Origin of the sequence: Dankookia sp. GCM10030260, assembly GCF_042666655.1 — a bacterium.
Taxonomy (GTDB): Bacteria; Pseudomonadota; Alphaproteobacteria; order Acetobacterales; family Acetobacteraceae; genus Paracraurococcus.
This window is the reverse complement of the sequence record NZ_JBHTDE010000003.1, coordinates 60834-74933: the sequence shown is the minus strand read 5'-3', so window position 1 is coordinate 74933 and position 14100 is coordinate 60834. Positions and strand designations below refer to the sequence as shown.

Below are 14100 nucleotides of genomic sequence, written 5' to 3'. Positions count from 1 at the left end.
CCCCGGAGCGCTCGCTTGACCGCGTCCCCCCCTGCCGCCGCTTCCAAGGCGATATCGCTCCCCCTGCTGCTCGGCGTGCTCGGCGTCGTCTACGGGGACATCGGCACCAGCCCGCTCTATGCGCTGCGCGCCGCGCTGCTGCATTTCTCGGCCGACGGGATCGAGCGCTGGGAGATCCTCGGGCTGCTCTCGCTCATCGTCTGGGCGCTGATCCTGACGGTCACAGTGAAGTACGTGACCTTCATCCTGCGCGCCGACAACAAGGGCGAAGGCGGCATCCTGGCGCTGATGGCCCTGGCCCAGCGGGTCGCCGGCAGCGACCGCTCGCGCCGGATCGTCATGCTGCTCGGCATCACCGGCGCCTGCCTGTTCTTCGGCGACGGCGTCATCACCCCGGCGATCTCGGTGCTCTCGGCGATGGAGGGGCTGAAGGTCATCTCCCCGGCCTTCGAGCCGCTGATCATCCCGGGCTCCGTCGTCATCCTGGTGGCGCTGTTCCTGGTGCAGTTCCGCGGCACCCACAGCATCGGCCGCATCTTCGGCCCGGTCATGGCGCTCTGGTTCGGCACGCTCGGCCTGCTCGGGCTGATCGAGGTGATCCAGGAGCCGGAGGTGCTGACCGCCATCTCGCCGCACCATGCCATCGCCTTCTGCCTGCACTACCGGCTGGCCGCCTTCATCGCCTTCGGCTCGGTCGTGCTGGCGGTGACGGGGGCGGAGGCGCTCTATGCCGATATGGGCCATTTCGGCCGCAGACCCATCCAGCTCGCCTGGACCTTCTACGTGCTGCCGGCGCTGGCGCTGAATTACATGGGCCAGGGCGCCCTGCTGCTGAGCGACGCCAAGGCGCTGGAGAACCCCTTCTTCCTGCTGGCGCCGGAGATGCTGCGGCTGCCGCTGGTGGTGCTGGCCACCGTGGCCACCGTCATCGCCTCCCAGTCGATGATCTCGGGCGCCTTCTCCATTGCCCGGCAATGCGTCCAGCTCGGCTTCCTGCCGCGGCTGGTGGTGCGCCACACCTCGGACACCGAGGAAGGGCAGATCTACCTGCCGCAGGTCAATTTCGCCCTGCTGGCCGGGGTGCTGATCCTGGTGCTGTCCTTCCATAGTTCGGACCACCTGGCCGCCGCCTACGGCATCGCGGTGACCGGCACCTTCGTCTGCACCAGCGCCCTGGCGATCCTGGTCTTCCGCCGGCAGTTCCGCTGGCCGGCCGCCGCCGTCGCCGCGGTCTTCGTGCCGCTGCTGGTGATCGACGCGGCCTTCTTCGCTTCGAACGTGCTGAAGATCCCGGAGGGTGGCTACGTGCCGCTGGTGCTCGGTGCCGGGCTGTTCATCATGATGCATACCTGGAAGCGCGGCCGGGACCTGCTGTTCTCCCGCTTCCGGCAGGACAGCCTGCCGCTGAAGTCCTTCCTCGCCCGGCTGCCGCAGAGCCGCACCATCCGCGTCCCCGGCATCGCCATCTTCATGACCAGCCAGGCGGACTACGTCCCCGGCGCGCTGCTGCACAACCTGAAGCACAACAAGGTGCTGCATGAGCGGGTGATCTTCGTCACCGTGCTGAACGAGGACATCCCCCAGGTCGGGCCCGAGCGGCGGCGAGAGGTGATGGAGCTCGCTTCCGGCATCCACCGCGTCATCCTTCGCTACGGCTTCCAGGAAAGCCCGCATATCCCGCGCGAGCTGGAGGCGCTGAACCAGGACGGCGTACCGTACGAGGCGATGCAGGCGAGCTACTTCCTGGGGCGGGAGACCCTGGTGGCCGCGGTGGTGCCGAAGATGTCGCACTGGCGGCAATGGCTGTTCACCCTGATGTCGCGCAATGCCGTGCCGGCCACGGAATTTTTCCGCATCCCGTCCGACCGCGTGGTGGAGTTGGGCGTCCGGGTGGCGATCTGAACCGCCACGCCCCGGGAGCGTTGCCGACCCAGGTCGAAGGCTGAAGGGGTGGAGTTCAGAATGCCTATGGTAACGCTGGTGGTGGCCGCAGGTCCCGGCTTTCCGCAGGGCAGTCCGGTCCACCGCTACGAGATCGAGGCGCCACTGACGCCCGGCGGACACCTGGACCCCGAGGCCTGGGGCGCCGGGCCCGGCGCTTGGCCGGCCCGGCGCATCTGGCCGGGCGGCCCGGCGCGGGAGGGCGACCTGCAATTCGATGGCGACACCGAAAGCTGGTCCATCCGGCTGTTCCCTGGCAAGGCGGCGACCGACGCGCCGCTGCATGCGGCGATCCACAATGCCGGTCAGCTCCGCCCCGGGGAGTATGTGACGATCCGCGAGCCGGACGGGGTGGAATTCTCCTACCGGGTGGTCTCGGTGGCCTGAGCGGGGCAAGGCTCCGGTCACCAAACCAGCAGGCCGGCCGCCGCCGCGCCGCCGGCATCGCACCCCAGCGGCGACAGCGTCGTGGCGGCCGAGAGCGGCAGGAACTGCGCAAGCCGCAGCGCCTCCGCCTCCCTGCCCGGCGGGGTGAAGCCGGCGTCCCGAAGCCGGTTCTTCCATCGCGCCCGCTGCGGCGACGGCGGCGCGGATCGGAATGGCGAAAGCGTGCGGGGCCCAGATGCGCGAAAGGCCCGGCCGCTTTCGCGGTCAGGCCTCTCGGTAAACTGGTGGAGCCAATCGGGATCGAACCGACGACCTCTTGAATGCCATTCAAGCGCTCTCCCAACTGAGCTATGGCCCCCCAGGAAGGAGGCGGCTTTTAACCCCGGCCCGGCAGGTCTGCAAGGGGTTGCGGACGACTTTCGCAGGGACTTTCGCCGCCGGCTTCGCGTGACTAGTTTGCCCCCGGCGTTTCAGGCCGAAACCAGGAGGGGTGCGCATGGGCAAGGTGTTTCCGGACGCGAAGGCGGCCCTCGCGGGCCTGCTGCGCGACGGCATGATGATCCATTCCGGCGGCTTCGGCCTCTGCGGCATCCCCGCGCTGCTGATCGAGGCAATCCGCGACAGCGGCGTGCGCGACCTCACCATCGTCTCGAACAACGCCGGCATTGACGATGCCGGGCTCGGCCTGCTGCTGAAGACCCGGCAGGTGAAGAAGATGATCAGCAGCTACGTGGGCGAGAACAAGACCTTCGCCGAGCAATTCCTCGCCGGCGAGCTGGAGATCGAGTTCAACCCGCAGGGCACGCTCGCGGAACGCATCCGCGCCGGCGGCGCCGGCATCCCGGCCTTCTACACCAAGACCGGCGTCGGCACCGAAGTGGCCAAGGGCAAGCCCACGGCAGAATTCGACGGCGAGACCTATGTCATGGAGCGCGGCATCGTCGCCGACCTGGCGATCATCCATGCCTGGATGGGCGATACCGAGGGCAACCTGATCTATCGGAAGACCGCGCGGAACTTCAACCCGATGATGGCGACCGCGGCGAAGGTGACGGTGGCGCAGGTCGAGCACCTGGTGCGGCCGGGCGAGCTGGACCCCGACCACGTCATCACCCCGGGTGTCTTCGTCAAGCGCATGGTCCAGTGCCCGGCCGGCTACGAGAAGCGCATCGAGCAGCGCACCGTCCGCAAGCGCGAGCCGGCCGCCGCCGGCGGCGTGGCGTAACCCCAGGGCACGAGCGAAGGAACGGAAACATGGCCTGGACCCGTGACCAGATGGCGGCCCGCGCGGCGCGCGAGCTGCAGGACGGCTTCTACGTGAACCTCGGCATCGGCATCCCGACGCTGGTGGCGAACCACGTCCCCGCCGGCTTCAACGTCCAATTGCAGAGCGAGAACGGCATGCTCGGCCTCGGCCCCTTCCCGCTGGAGGGCGACGAGGACGCCGACCTGATCAATGCCGGCAAGCAGACCATCACCGCGCTGCCGACCAGCAGCTATTTCAGCAGCGCCGACAGCTTCGCCATGATCCGCGGCGGGCATATCGACCTGTCGATCCTCGGCGCCCTGCAGGTGGCGGCGAACGGCGACCTGGCGAACTGGATGATCCCCGGCAAGATGGTGAAGGGCATGGGCGGGGCGATGGACCTCGTCGCCGGGGTGAAGAAGGTGGTGGTGCTGATGGAGCACACCGCCGGCGGCAAGCCGAAGCTGCTGAAGGCCTGCAACCTGCCGCTGACCGGCGCCCGGGTGGTCGACATGGTGATCACCGAGCTCGCGGTCTTCGAGATCGCCCGCAAGGGCGAAACCGACCTGCGGCTGATCGAGCTGGCGCCCGAGGTGACGCTGGAGGAGGTCCAGTCCAAGACCGAGGCGAGCTTCACCACCGCGTTCCGGAACTGAGCGGGCAAGGCCAGGAAGGAAGTATCCTTCCTGGCCTCATCTCTGTTTTCCGCCATCATGGAGCAGCGTCCCCACAGTTCAGGGATAGCCTCAGCTTCCCAGTGGGCTAGCCGCCGAGCCCGAGTTGTTGCCGCATCACGGAAGCGGCGTTGTAGCAGTGAAACGACGCGATCTTGCCGTTCTCGAGGTGGAAGACATCGCAGCATGGTACGTCGATCGTCCGACCCGTCGGGGCCAGGGCTCCCGAAGGCAGGGACAGCGCGCCTCGATGCGTCCCGCGAATGGCGAGCTCGACAACGACGACGTCGCCTGCGACGTAGAGCCTGAACAACTCGCGGTGGATATCCGGGAATGCGGTGGTCAGCGCGCCGATGTAGTCCCCGATGGCCGTCCCGCGAAGCGTTGCCCCAGCGGGAATGTCGGTCATGGATCCATGGTCGGAGAAGGCGGAAACGAACGTCTCCATGTCCAACTGATTGCCTTCCGCGACGGCGTAGAGCTCGCGGATGATCGTCTCGTTGTCACGCATCTTGAATTCTCCGCACGGTCGATTGGCAGGTCTTCGGCGGCCCGGTCTCGATATCCGCCGACCTTCATGGGCTCGGATCTAGATCTGCGCCTGCCCGCCATCGGCAAAGAGTTCGCTGCCGTTGACGAAGCTGCTCTCGTCGGAAGCCAGGAACAGCGCGGCGGCTGCCGTCTCGTCGGGCGTCCCCATCCGGCCGAGCGGGATCTGCGCCTCCATCATCGCGACGAAGGACTGCCTCGCCTCCTCGCTCGATGAAAGACCGTGCAGGCCCGGCGTCGAGGTGGCACCCGGGACGAGCACGTTCACCCGGATCCGCCGCGGTGCGAGATCCAGGATCCAGTTGCGGGCGAAACTGCGGATCGCGGCCTTGCTGGCACCGTAGACGCTGAAGCCCGGTGAGCCCGTGGTGGCAGCCGTCGAGCCGGTCAGGAGCACGGAGGCGCCGTCCACGAGGAGGGGCAACGCCTTCTGGACGGTGAACAGCGTTCCCTTCACGTTCGTGGCGAAGGTGCGCTCGTAGTGATCCTCCGTCATGTCGGACAGGGCAGCGAACCCGCCGCCACCGGCGTTGGCGAAAAGGACGTCGATCCGGCCCACCTCGGCCCGCACGACGTCGTAGAGCTTGTCCAGGTCGGCAAGGCTTGCGACGTCACCCTGGACGCCACGAGCGCCGTGGCCGACGTCTGCCACCGCAGCGTCGAGCTCGTGCTGCCGGCGACCGGTCATGAACACGCGCGCGCCCTCCCGGGCGAAGCGTCTGGCGCTCGCAAGGCCGATGCCGCTGCTGGCGCCCGTAATGACCGCCACCTTGTTGTCGAGCCTGCCCATCGTCATCGCCTTCCTGCGTGGAAGGCGATATGGACGGGCGCTAACTCGATACCTAGTACTTACCATATGGTAAGTGCAGGATGGGGTCCATGAGCGCGAGTGATTCCGACTGCGGCCTAGACGTTGCGTTGGCGGTGATGGGCGGCAAGTGGAAGCCGTTGATCCTTTATCACCTGCGCCCAGGCCCGAAGCGCTTCGGAGACCTTCGGCGTCTGGTGGCAGGCATCAGCGAGAAGGTGCTGATCCAGCAGTTGCGGGAACTGGTCGAGGCGGGCGTGCTGGTTCGGCGCGACTATCGCGAGGTTCCGCCCAAGGTCGACTACGCCGTGACGCCCTTCGGCGAGACGCTGGTCGAAGCGCTACTTCCGCTGTGCGCGTGGGGAAACGCGCATCGGGGAGAGGTCGAGCAGAGGCTGCAGGCGTCGGTCGGAGAGACCGCCTGAGCCAAATGCCCGCGACGTACGCCGTTGGCAGCGTCCCGGGAGACACATGGCTTGCCCCCATCGGCGGACATGGGTGGGAGGCGGTCCCCTGCGAGCCGTGATCACGCGGCGGGGGCAAAGCCCTGGGCCTGGCCAGGCCGCGGATCTCGTTGCGAAGATCGCTCGGAGATGGAGCCCGACGCATTCGGGCACAAACAGAGGTTTACAGTCGGCTCGCTGTTCGTGTGCATGATCCAGGCTGGCTGCCTGGCCTCATCGGGTTCGCGCCTGACATCAGGACTTTCCCTGGCCCGGCGGCAAAGAGGCGGGCGACCCTGCCCTTGGCCGCCCGATCGCTCATCGCCCCTGACACGCGGCTGATGAGGCCGGCAGGCGTGGATCGTCGGGCCCCAGGCCCTTCTCCCGCAGCACTTGCTCCGCGGCCTCGGCGGAGGTCGACGGCCTGCCCGGCGTGTCCAGCGCCACCTTGGCCGCGGCGGCCATTCTCGTTGGCCGAGGATGCCGCCAGCCCCGGCGGATGCGGCCCGAGGCGTCGCCCGCGGATATCGGCGGCGGCCATCGAGGGGCTGACCAGCACCAGGGCCCGGTCAATGGCCTTCAGCTCGGCCTCGGCCGCCTTCATCCGGTCCCGGCGGGTCTCCGGCGGGCGTGCACCACGCGGCGGCGTTCCCTCCAGTCATCGGCGGTCTCGGTCACGAAGGGGATCCTTGCTGTCCCTTCAGGGTCCCTCACGCCTCAGCCTTCGTCGTGGGGAGGCTGCTCCATGACGGCGACTTCTGCTGGGTTGGCCGCTGCCGCGCAGCGGGTTCCGGACCGACGGAAAGGAAGGGTGGGGTTTGGGGAGGGAATGCTTTTCCCTCCCCAACCTCGCCTCCATGTTCAGGCAAAGCGCAGCAGCACCACCAGCGCCACCAGGATCTGCACCAGGTTGAGCACCACGCTCAGCCGGTGTGCCGTGTCGAAGCGAAGCCTTGCCGCCGCATCGCCCGCCTGGGCGGCATCCGAGAGCCGGTTGATCCGCGGCATCAGCCCCTGCCGCAGCCAGGTGCCGAGCGCCGCGACGGCCGCCATCGCCAGCGCGTCCCAGCCGCGCAGCGGCAGCAGCGCCACCGCGGCGGCGGCGGACAGCCCCAGCACCCACAAATAGTAGACCGGGAAGACCTGCCGGATGAACCGGCCCGACCATTCGGGTGGCAGCCGGGTGAAGACCAGCGGCGCGATGACGACCGCGAAGAAGGCCATCCCGCCCAGCAGCAGGGCGGTGGCGAAAAGGGCGATGCCGGACAGGATCATGCCGCACCCAGATGGGGGTGGCGGCGATGCGCGCAATATGGCCGCCACCACGCTCCTGCGGCGGCGACGCTGCCGCGGCATCAACCAAGGCGCGCGTCATCCGGTCGATGTCACGAATTCCGTTGTCTCCGCCGGTCCGTCGCTCGCACCCTCCGTCCCGCGCCGGCCAAGGCGCAGGGAGGTAACAACGATGCAGAGACGCTTCATCGTCGCCGGCAGCCTTGCCGGCGCCGCCGGCCTGTCCGCGCCCAACCTCGCCGCTGCCCAGCCCAGGCTTCGCTGGCGCTGCCCCGGCAGCTTCCCCAAATCGGTCGACACGCTCTGGGCGGCGCATGAGCTGTTCTGCAGGCGGGTGCAGGACCTGACCGACGGCGCCTTCCAGATCACCCCCTTCGGCCCGGGCGAGATCGTCCCGGCGCTGCAGGTGATGGATTCGGTCGGCCAGGGCTCGATCGAATGCGGCTTCACCCCGGCGCTGTTCTACTACGGCAAGGACCCGGCGCTGGCCTTCGGCACCGCGGTGCCCTTCGGCCCCTCCAGCCGGCAGATGTGGTCCTGGCTGCACCTGGGTGGCGGGCGCGACGTGATGCGCGACGTCTATGCCGACCAGGGCGTCTGGGCGATTCCGGCGACCAATACCGGTGCGCAGATGGGCGGCTGGTTCCGCCGCGAGATCCGCACGCTGGACGACATGAAGGGCCTGAAGATGCGCATCGCCGGCCTGGCCGGCGCGGTGATGACCAAGCTCGGCGTCGTCGCGCAGCAATTGGCGCCGGGCGACATCTACCCGGCGCTCGAGCGCGGCGTGGTGGACGCCGCTGAGTATATCGGGCCCTACGACGACGAGAAGCTGGGCTTCAACCGCATCGCCAAGTTCTACTACTACCCCGGCTGGTGGGAATATGCGCCCTCGACCGACATCATGGTGAACCTGAAGGCCTGGGAAGCCCTGCCGGCACACTATAGGCTGGCGATGGAGACCGCCGGCGCCGAGGTCTGGCACTGGTCCATGGCCAAGTTCGACCAGATCAATCCGCCGGCGATGAAGCGGCTGCTGGCGACGGGGACGCAGCTCAAGCCCTATTCGCGGGAGATACTGCTCGGCGCCTACAAGGCGACGCAGGAACTGTACGGCGAGATCGCCGAGCAGAACCCGCGTTTCCGCCGTGTCTGGGACCACTGGGAGAAGCACCGCCACGAACAGGCGCAGTGGTTCCGGGTATCGGAAGATTCGATGGCGAATTTCCTCGCCGTGGCCATGAACAGATAGGCAGGGTCCGGGGCTGGCCTTGGCCAGCCCCGGCCGCGCTCAGTAGCGGTACTGCTCGGCCTTGAAGGGGCCGGCCTCGGACACGCCGATGTAGCCGGCCTGCTGCGGGGAAAGCTTGGTCAGCTTGGCGCCGACCTTCTCCAGGTGCAGGGCGGCGACCTTCTCGTCCAGGTGCTTCGGCAGCACGTAGACCTTCTTCTCGTACTTGCCCGGGTTGGCCCAGAGCTCGATCTGCGCCAGCGTCTGGTTGGTGAAGCTGGCCGACATCACGAAGGACGGGTGGCCGGTGGCGTTGCCGAGGTTCACCAGGCGGCCTTCCGACAGCAGGATGATGCGCTTGCCGTCGGGGAACTCGATCTCGTCGACCTGCGGCTTGATGTTGGTCCACTTGTGGTTCTTCAGCGCGGCGACCTGGATCTCGCTGTCGAAGTGGCCGATGTTGCAGACGATGGCGCGGTGCTTCATCGCCCGGATGTGGTCGATGGTGATGACGTCGACGTTGCCGGTGGCGGTGACGAAGATGTCGGCGCGCGGCGCGGCATCCTCCATCGTCACCACCTCGTAGCCCTCCATCGCCGCCTGCAGCGCGCAGATCGGGTCGACTTCCGAGATCATCACGCGGCAGCCGGCGTTGCGCAGCGAGGCGGCGCTGCCCTTGCCGACATCCCCGAAGCCCGCGACCATGGCGACCTTGCCCGACATCATCACGTCGGTGCCGCGGCGGATGCCGTCCACCAGCGACTCGCGGCAGCCGTACAGGTTGTCGAATTTCGACTTGGTGACGCTGTCGTTCACGTTGATGGCCGGGAACAGCAGCTTGCCCTCCTTCGCCATGATGTAGAGGCGGTGGACGCCCGTGGTGGTCTCCTCGGAGACGCCCTTGATGCTGGCGGCGAGCCTGGCGAACCAGCCCTTCTTCTCGACGACCAGCTTCTTGATGAGGGCGAAGAAGACCTCCTCCTCCTCGTTCGTCGGCTTGTCGAGGAAGGCGACGTCGCCCTGCTCGGCGCGCAGGCCGTAGTGGACCAGCAGCGTCATGTCGCCGCCGTCGTCGAGCAGCATGTTCGGCTCGCCGCCGTCGGCCCATTCCAGCGTCTTCTGCACGTAGTCCCAGTATTCCGGCAGGGTCTCGCCCTTCACCGCGAAGACCGGCGTGCCGGCGGCGGCGATGGCGGCCGCGGCGTGGTCCTGCGTGCTGAAGATGTTGCAGGACGACCAGCGCACGTCGGCGCCGAGCGCCTTCAGCGTCTCGATCAGCACGGCGGTCTGGATGGTCATGTGCAGGCAGCCGGCGATGCGCGCGCCCTTCAGCGGCTGGGCGGCCCCGTATTCCTTCCGCACGGCCATCAGGCCGGGCATCTCGTCCTCGGCCATGGCGATTTCCTTGCGGCCCCAATCGGCCAGCGAAAGGTCCTTCACCAGGTAGTCGGCGGCTGCGGCCATGGTCTTCATCCTCGTTCTGTGGGGCGTGGCCTAACACGCGGCGGGGGCGGAGACCAGCTTCAACCGCGAGACATAAGCATGTCTTTATATCGAGCCGGAGGCTGCGGTCGAGCCGGATCGAGCCTTGCGCGCAACGCCTTGCCCAAATGCAAGCCCCGCCCCATCGTCATGCCTGACGGCCCGAAGCGCGGGCCCAAGCGGAGGAATCCTCGAATGTCGCTGAAATTGAAGGCACTCGGCCTGGCCGCCGCGCTGGCCTGGCCGGCCATGGCCCTGGCCCAGCCCGCCCCGGCCCCCGCGCCCGCCTGGGCCCAGGGCCGGCCGGACAGCCAAGCCGCCTCGCCGCTCGCCCCCAATGCGCCGAAGCTCACCGTCACCCCGGCCGACCAGGTCCCGGTCGGCAAGCTGACCCTGCCGGCCGGCTTCAAGGCCGAGCTCTATGCCTCCGGCATGCCCGGCGCGCGGATGATGGCGCTGGGGGCCAACGGCACGCTGTTCATCGGCACGCGGACCATCGGCCGGGTGTATGCGGTGGCCAAGGACGGCAAGGTCCACACCATCGCCTCAGGCCTCAACCAGCCGAACGGGATCGCCTTCAAGGACGGCGCGCTCTACGTGGTGGCGATCCACCAGGTGTTCCGCTACGACGGCATCGAATCGAAGCTCGACGCCCCCGGCACGCCGGTGGACCTGACCGCCGCCTTCGCCCTGCCGACCGAAGGGCACCATGGCTGGAAGTTCACCACCTTCGGGCCGGACGGGAAGCTCTATATGCAGGTCGGCGCGCCCTGCAACATCTGCACGGTGGACGAGAACAGGCATGCCGTGCTGCTGCGCTACAACCCGGACGGCTCGGGCCGCGAGGTCGTCGCGCGCGGCGTCCGCAACAGCGTCGGCATGGCGCACCACCCCGTCACCGGCCAGCTCTGGTTCACCAACAACGGCCGCGACTGGGCCGGCGAGGACGAGCCGCAGGACAGCCTGGGCGTGGTCACCGGCATGGGCCAGCATTTCGGCTTCCCCTATTGCCACATGGGCACCATGCAGGACCCGGACGTGAAGGGCCGGCCGTGTTCGGAATTCACCCCGCCGGCGCTGCTGATGGGCGCGCATACCGCGGTGCTCGGCATGCGCTTCTACACCGGCGACATGTTCCCGGCGGAATACAAGAACTCGATGTTCGTCGCGCGGCACGGCTCGTGGAACCGCACCCAGCGGGTCGGCTACGACGTGGTGAACGTCACGCTCGATGCCGCCGGCAAGCCGACCATGCGCCCCTTCCTGGGCGGATTGCTGGACGGCGCCAATTTCCTCGGCCGGCCGACCGACGTGCAGCAGATGCCCGACGGGTCCCTGCTGGTGAGCGACGAGCAGATGGGCGCGATCTACCGCATCACCTATTCCAAGTGAGGATGCGGGCATCCCTGGCGGCGGCCTTCCTGGCCGCCGCCGTTGCGCTTCCCGCCGCGGCGGCCGGCGATCCGGGCCGCGGCGAGGCCCTGGCGCGTGAGCGCCAATGCGGCACCTGCCACGGCGCCGCCGGCGTGTCCTCGCTGCCCAATATCCCGTCGCTCGCCGGGCATACGGACGAGTTCATCACCCTGCAGCTGATCCTGATGCGGGAGGGGATCCGCATCGCCCCGCCGATGAACGAGCTGGCGCAGGGCCTGACCGACGGCCAGGTCGAGGACATCGCCGCCTATTACCTGTCCCTGCACCCGGGCCCGCCCGCCGGCGGGCCCGATGGCGACCCGGCAAAGCTGGCCGAAGGCGCGACGCTGTCGGAGGCGCTGCGCTGCGGCGTCTGCCACCTGCCGGACTACCGCGGCCGGGCACAGATGCCGCGGCTTGCCGGGCAGCGGGAGGACTACCTGGTGCATGCCATGCTCGGCTACCGCGACGGCAGCAGGCATGGGACGGATACCAGCATGAACGCCGTGATGTATGGCGTGACGGATGAACAGGTGGCCCTGCTGGCCTATTACCTGGCACGGCAGAAGTAAGGCAGGATGGGGAGGAAGAAGCATCTCCTCCCCATCGCCACGCGGCAGGTGCGAAGCCCACGGGAACAGAGGCGGGTCCAGGGAGGATACCTCCGCCCTGGCCTTTTCTTCCTCATGGGCCGGGCTCTCAGGATCTGAACGACCTCAACCCTGAAATTCCCCCCCTTCCGCCTCAAAATCATTGAGGCCGGTCCGGCCCTTTCATGGGGAAACCCGGCTTCGGGCTGCCGTCCCGCGCCGCGGCCTTTTGGATTTCCGGATTTGAAATCTTCAACCGGGCTTCCCGGCCCGCAGGCGCACCGGGGGCGTTTGCGGCTTATAGTCCTATCATCCAGCACGCCCGAAAGCAACCCGGAACCGCCGCTCCCGGTTGTCGCCCGCCACGCCCGGGTCTATCCCGGGCCGTGATGGACGCGAATGCCAGCTCCCCTCCCGCCGAGGCCCGGCCCCTTGGCCCCCTGCCCGCCTACCGCGCGCGCATCGCCCGCGGCCTGCTGAAGCCCGACCCGGCCCAGGCCATGGCGGCGGAGACGCTGCAGGATCTCTGGCGCCGGCTGCGCGGCTACGAGCCACAGACCGAACCGCCCGAGCCCGGCGGCTTCCTGACCCGCTTCTTCCGCCGCAAGCCGGTGCCGGAAGCGGAGAACTCCACCCCGCAGGGGCTCTACCTCGTCGGCGAGGTCGGCCGCGGCAAGTCCATGCTGATGGACCTGTTCTTCGCCTGCGCCGAGGTGCCCCGCAAGCAGCGCATCCATTTCCACCAGTTCATGCAGGACTGCCACCAGCGCATCCACCGCTGGAAGCAGGCCAATCCCGGCCAGTCCGACCCGATCCCGCCACTGGCCGACAGCATCCTGGCCGAGGCCGCGCTGCTGTGCTTCGACGAATTCCAGGTGCACGACATCACCGACGCCATGATCCTCGGGCGCTTGTTCGAGGCGCTGTTCGCCCGCGGCGTGGTGGTGGTGGCGACCAGCAACACCGCGCCCGACGACCTGTTCAAGGGCAAGCCCGGGCGGGACGCCTTCCTGCCCTTCATCGCCCTGATCAAGCAGCGGCTGGTCGTGCTGACCCTGGCGGCCGAGCGGGACTACCGGCGGGAGCGCATCCGCGGCCTGCCGACCTGGCACAGCCCGGCGGATGGCAGGGCCGAACGGGCGCTCGACGCCGCCTTCCTCGACCTCACCGGGGTGGCGCACGGCAAGCCGTGCACGCTGCGGGTGCTCGGCCGGGCGGTGCAGCTGCCGGAGGAGGCGCGCGGCGTGGTCCGCGCCGATTTCGACGCGCTGTGCGGCAAGCCGCTCGGCCCGGCCGACTACCTGGCATTGGCGACGCATTCGCACACCCTGGTACTGGACGGGGTGCCGCGGCTGGGGCCGGAGAATTTCGACCGCGCCCGGCGCTTCATCACCCTGGTCGATGCGCTCTACGAGCATCGCTGCAAGCTGGTCGCCTCGGCCGCGGCGCCGCCCGACCTGCTGTACGAGCAGGGCGAGAATGCGGCGATGTTCGAGCGCACCGCGAGCCGGCTGATGGAGATGCAGAGCCAGGACTACCTGGCGATGGCCCACTTGACATAACGCCGTAACATTCAGCAATAAGGCTCACGGATTCGCGGCCACCCAAAAATGGGAGATTCCATGCGCCTTCTGACGCTCGCCACCCTGGGCTTGATGCTCGCGGCCAGTCCGGCCTTTGCCGTGGCGCCCGCCGCCAGGACGACGACCCAGGCCAAGGCCCCGGCCGGCAAGGCGCAGCTCAAGGCCCCCGTGGCGAAGGCCTCCGCCGGGCATGGCCGGGTGCGGCAGGTGGCATATCGGCCCGGCGCGGCGTCTGCCGCCTGTTCGCGCAAGTCCCGGCGTTGCCATGCCGGCGGCGTGGCGCCGGCGCGATTCGGCTGGGCGCAGGGCCTGCCGGTCGCCGCCGGGGTGCAGGCCAACGAATGCCCGGACGGCACCCTGGCGACGCTGGCCCGCGGGCATGAGGACGTGGTCCGCTGCATGCCGATCTGACGGGTCGCGCCGTCCTGGGGGCCCCTGCCGGGGCCTTTTTCCTGCCGAT

At 68.5% G+C, this 14100-nt stretch carries 14 protein-coding genes and 1 tRNA gene; 10 read left to right on the top strand and 5 right to left on the bottom strand.

What is annotated here, in order from left to right; translation table 11 throughout:
- The first annotated feature begins 15 nt into the window (after nucleotides 1-15).
- Nucleotides 16-1902, top strand: coding sequence for a potassium transporter Kup (locus ACFQS7_RS11955; protein WP_380067300.1), 1887 nt, complete (start codon nucleotides 16-18; stop codon nucleotides 1900-1902).
- A 60-nt stretch (nucleotides 1903-1962) separates the two neighbouring features.
- Nucleotides 1963-2328 (top strand): hypothetical protein, encoded by a 366-nt coding sequence (locus ACFQS7_RS11950; protein ID WP_380067299.1) that lies wholly within the window; start codon nucleotides 1963-1965, stop codon nucleotides 2326-2328.
- A gap of 282 nt (nucleotides 2329-2610) precedes the next feature.
- Here the strand turns inward: ACFQS7_RS11950 and ACFQS7_RS11945 are convergent.
- A tRNA-Ala gene (locus ACFQS7_RS11945) sits at nucleotides 2611-2686 on the bottom strand.
- A 138-nt stretch (nucleotides 2687-2824) separates the two neighbouring features.
- Between ACFQS7_RS11945 and ACFQS7_RS11940 the strand changes: the two genes are divergently transcribed.
- Together ACFQS7_RS11940 and ACFQS7_RS11935 are read left to right on the top strand one after the other, a co-directional pair.
- Nucleotides 2825-3553, top strand: a complete 729-nt coding sequence (locus ACFQS7_RS11940) for a CoA transferase subunit A (RefSeq protein ID WP_380067298.1) — start codon at nucleotides 2825-2827, stop codon at nucleotides 3551-3553.
- Nucleotides 3554-3582: 29 nt separating this feature from the next.
- On the top strand, nucleotides 3583-4230 hold the full coding sequence (locus tag ACFQS7_RS11935; protein ID WP_380067297.1) for a CoA transferase subunit B: 648 nt from the start codon (nucleotides 3583-3585) through the stop codon (nucleotides 4228-4230).
- A gap of 106 nt (nucleotides 4231-4336) precedes the next feature.
- Here the strand turns inward: ACFQS7_RS11935 and ACFQS7_RS11930 are convergent, their stop codons facing one another.
- Both ACFQS7_RS11930 and ACFQS7_RS11925 read right to left on the bottom strand, forming a co-directional pair.
- Nucleotides 4337-4759: an ester cyclase gene (locus tag ACFQS7_RS11930; protein ID WP_380067296.1), complete on the bottom strand. Its 423-nt coding sequence runs from the start codon at nucleotides 4757-4759 to the stop codon at nucleotides 4337-4339.
- A gap of 78 nt (nucleotides 4760-4837) precedes the next feature.
- Entirely contained in the window at nucleotides 4838-5587 is a 750-nt protein-coding gene (locus tag ACFQS7_RS11925) for an SDR family NAD(P)-dependent oxidoreductase (RefSeq protein ID WP_380067295.1), read from the bottom strand.
- A gap of 89 nt (nucleotides 5588-5676) precedes the next feature.
- On the opposite strand from ACFQS7_RS11925, the gene ACFQS7_RS11920 reads away from it, so the two are divergent.
- The gene (locus ACFQS7_RS11920) at nucleotides 5677-6030 is read left to right on the top strand and encodes a winged helix-turn-helix transcriptional regulator (protein ID WP_380067294.1); all 354 of its coding nucleotides are present in this window, start codon (nucleotides 5677-5679) and stop codon (nucleotides 6028-6030) included.
- 879 nt (nucleotides 6031-6909) lie between these two features.
- On the opposite strand, the gene ACFQS7_RS11915 is transcribed toward ACFQS7_RS11920, so the two are convergent.
- The gene (locus tag ACFQS7_RS11915) at nucleotides 6910-7323 is read right to left on the bottom strand and encodes a DUF4149 domain-containing protein (protein WP_380067293.1); all 414 of its coding nucleotides are present in this window, start codon (nucleotides 7321-7323) and stop codon (nucleotides 6910-6912) included.
- A gap of 190 nt (nucleotides 7324-7513) precedes the next feature.
- On the opposite strand from ACFQS7_RS11915, the gene ACFQS7_RS11910 reads away from it, so the two are divergent.
- Nucleotides 7514-8593 carry a TRAP transporter substrate-binding protein gene (locus ACFQS7_RS11910; protein WP_380067292.1) on the top strand — a complete coding sequence of 360 codons (1080 nt, stop codon included), beginning with the start codon at nucleotides 7514-7516 and terminating at the stop codon, nucleotides 8591-8593.
- 39 nt (nucleotides 8594-8632) lie between these two features.
- On the opposite strand, the gene ahcY is transcribed toward ACFQS7_RS11910, so the two are convergent.
- Nucleotides 8633-10045, bottom strand: coding sequence for an adenosylhomocysteinase (gene ahcY, locus ACFQS7_RS11905; protein ID WP_380067291.1), 1413 nt, complete (start codon nucleotides 10043-10045; stop codon nucleotides 8633-8635).
- A gap of 204 nt (nucleotides 10046-10249) precedes the next feature.
- Here ahcY and ACFQS7_RS11900 point away from each other — a divergent pair, with 204 nt between their 5' ends.
- From ACFQS7_RS11900 to ACFQS7_RS11885, 4 genes are all read left to right on the top strand, one after another.
- Nucleotides 10250-11446: a PQQ-dependent sugar dehydrogenase gene (locus ACFQS7_RS11900; RefSeq protein WP_380067290.1), complete on the top strand. Its 1197-nt coding sequence runs from the start codon at nucleotides 10250-10252 to the stop codon at nucleotides 11444-11446.
- Nucleotides 11447-11448: 2 nt separating this feature from the next.
- Nucleotides 11449-12039 (top strand): c-type cytochrome, encoded by a 591-nt coding sequence (locus tag ACFQS7_RS11895; protein ID WP_380067289.1) that lies wholly within the window; start codon nucleotides 11449-11451, stop codon nucleotides 12037-12039.
- Between the two features lie 407 nt (nucleotides 12040-12446).
- On the top strand, nucleotides 12447-13619 hold the full coding sequence (gene zapE / locus ACFQS7_RS11890; RefSeq protein WP_380067288.1) for a cell division protein ZapE: 1173 nt from the start codon (nucleotides 12447-12449) through the stop codon (nucleotides 13617-13619).
- A gap of 60 nt (nucleotides 13620-13679) precedes the next feature.
- Nucleotides 13680-14051, top strand: a complete 372-nt coding sequence (locus ACFQS7_RS11885) for a hypothetical protein (protein ID WP_380067287.1) — start codon at nucleotides 13680-13682, stop codon at nucleotides 14049-14051.
- Nucleotides 14052-14100 lie beyond the last annotated feature (49 nt).

Bases quoted from the DNA above. Each gene is read 5' to 3' on its own strand.
- ACFQS7_RS11950 (WP_380067299.1), top strand. From the start codon at position 1,963: ATGCCTATGGTAACGCTGGTGGTGGCCGCAGGTCCCGGCTTTCCGCAG.
- ACFQS7_RS11940 (WP_380067298.1), top strand. From the start codon at position 2,825: ATGGGCAAGGTGTTTCCGGACGCGAAGGCGGCCCTCGCGGGCCTGCTG.
- ACFQS7_RS11935 (WP_380067297.1), top strand. From the start codon at position 3,583: ATGGCCTGGACCCGTGACCAGATGGCGGCCCGCGCGGCGCGCGAGCTG.
- ACFQS7_RS11930 (WP_380067296.1), bottom strand. From the start codon at position 4,759: ATGCGTGACAACGAGACGATCATCCGCGAGCTCTACGCCGTCGCGGAA.
- ACFQS7_RS11925 (WP_380067295.1), bottom strand. From the start codon at position 5,587: ATGGGCAGGCTCGACAACAAGGTGGCGGTCATTACGGGCGCCAGCAGC.
- ACFQS7_RS11920 (WP_380067294.1), top strand. From the start codon at position 5,677: ATGAGCGCGAGTGATTCCGACTGCGGCCTAGACGTTGCGTTGGCGGTG.
- ACFQS7_RS11915 (WP_380067293.1), bottom strand. From the start codon at position 7,323: ATGATCCTGTCCGGCATCGCCCTTTTCGCCACCGCCCTGCTGCTGGGC.
- ACFQS7_RS11910 (WP_380067292.1), top strand. From the start codon at position 7,514: ATGCAGAGACGCTTCATCGTCGCCGGCAGCCTTGCCGGCGCCGCCGGC.
- ahcY (WP_380067291.1), bottom strand. From the start codon at position 10,045: ATGAAGACCATGGCCGCAGCCGCCGACTACCTGGTGAAGGACCTTTCG.
- ACFQS7_RS11900 (WP_380067290.1), top strand. From the start codon at position 10,250: ATGTCGCTGAAATTGAAGGCACTCGGCCTGGCCGCCGCGCTGGCCTGG.
- ACFQS7_RS11895 (WP_380067289.1), top strand. From the start codon at position 11,449: ATGCGGGCATCCCTGGCGGCGGCCTTCCTGGCCGCCGCCGTTGCGCTT.
- zapE (WP_380067288.1), top strand. From the start codon at position 12,447: ATGGACGCGAATGCCAGCTCCCCTCCCGCCGAGGCCCGGCCCCTTGGC.
- ACFQS7_RS11885 (WP_380067287.1), top strand. From the start codon at position 13,680: ATGCGCCTTCTGACGCTCGCCACCCTGGGCTTGATGCTCGCGGCCAGT.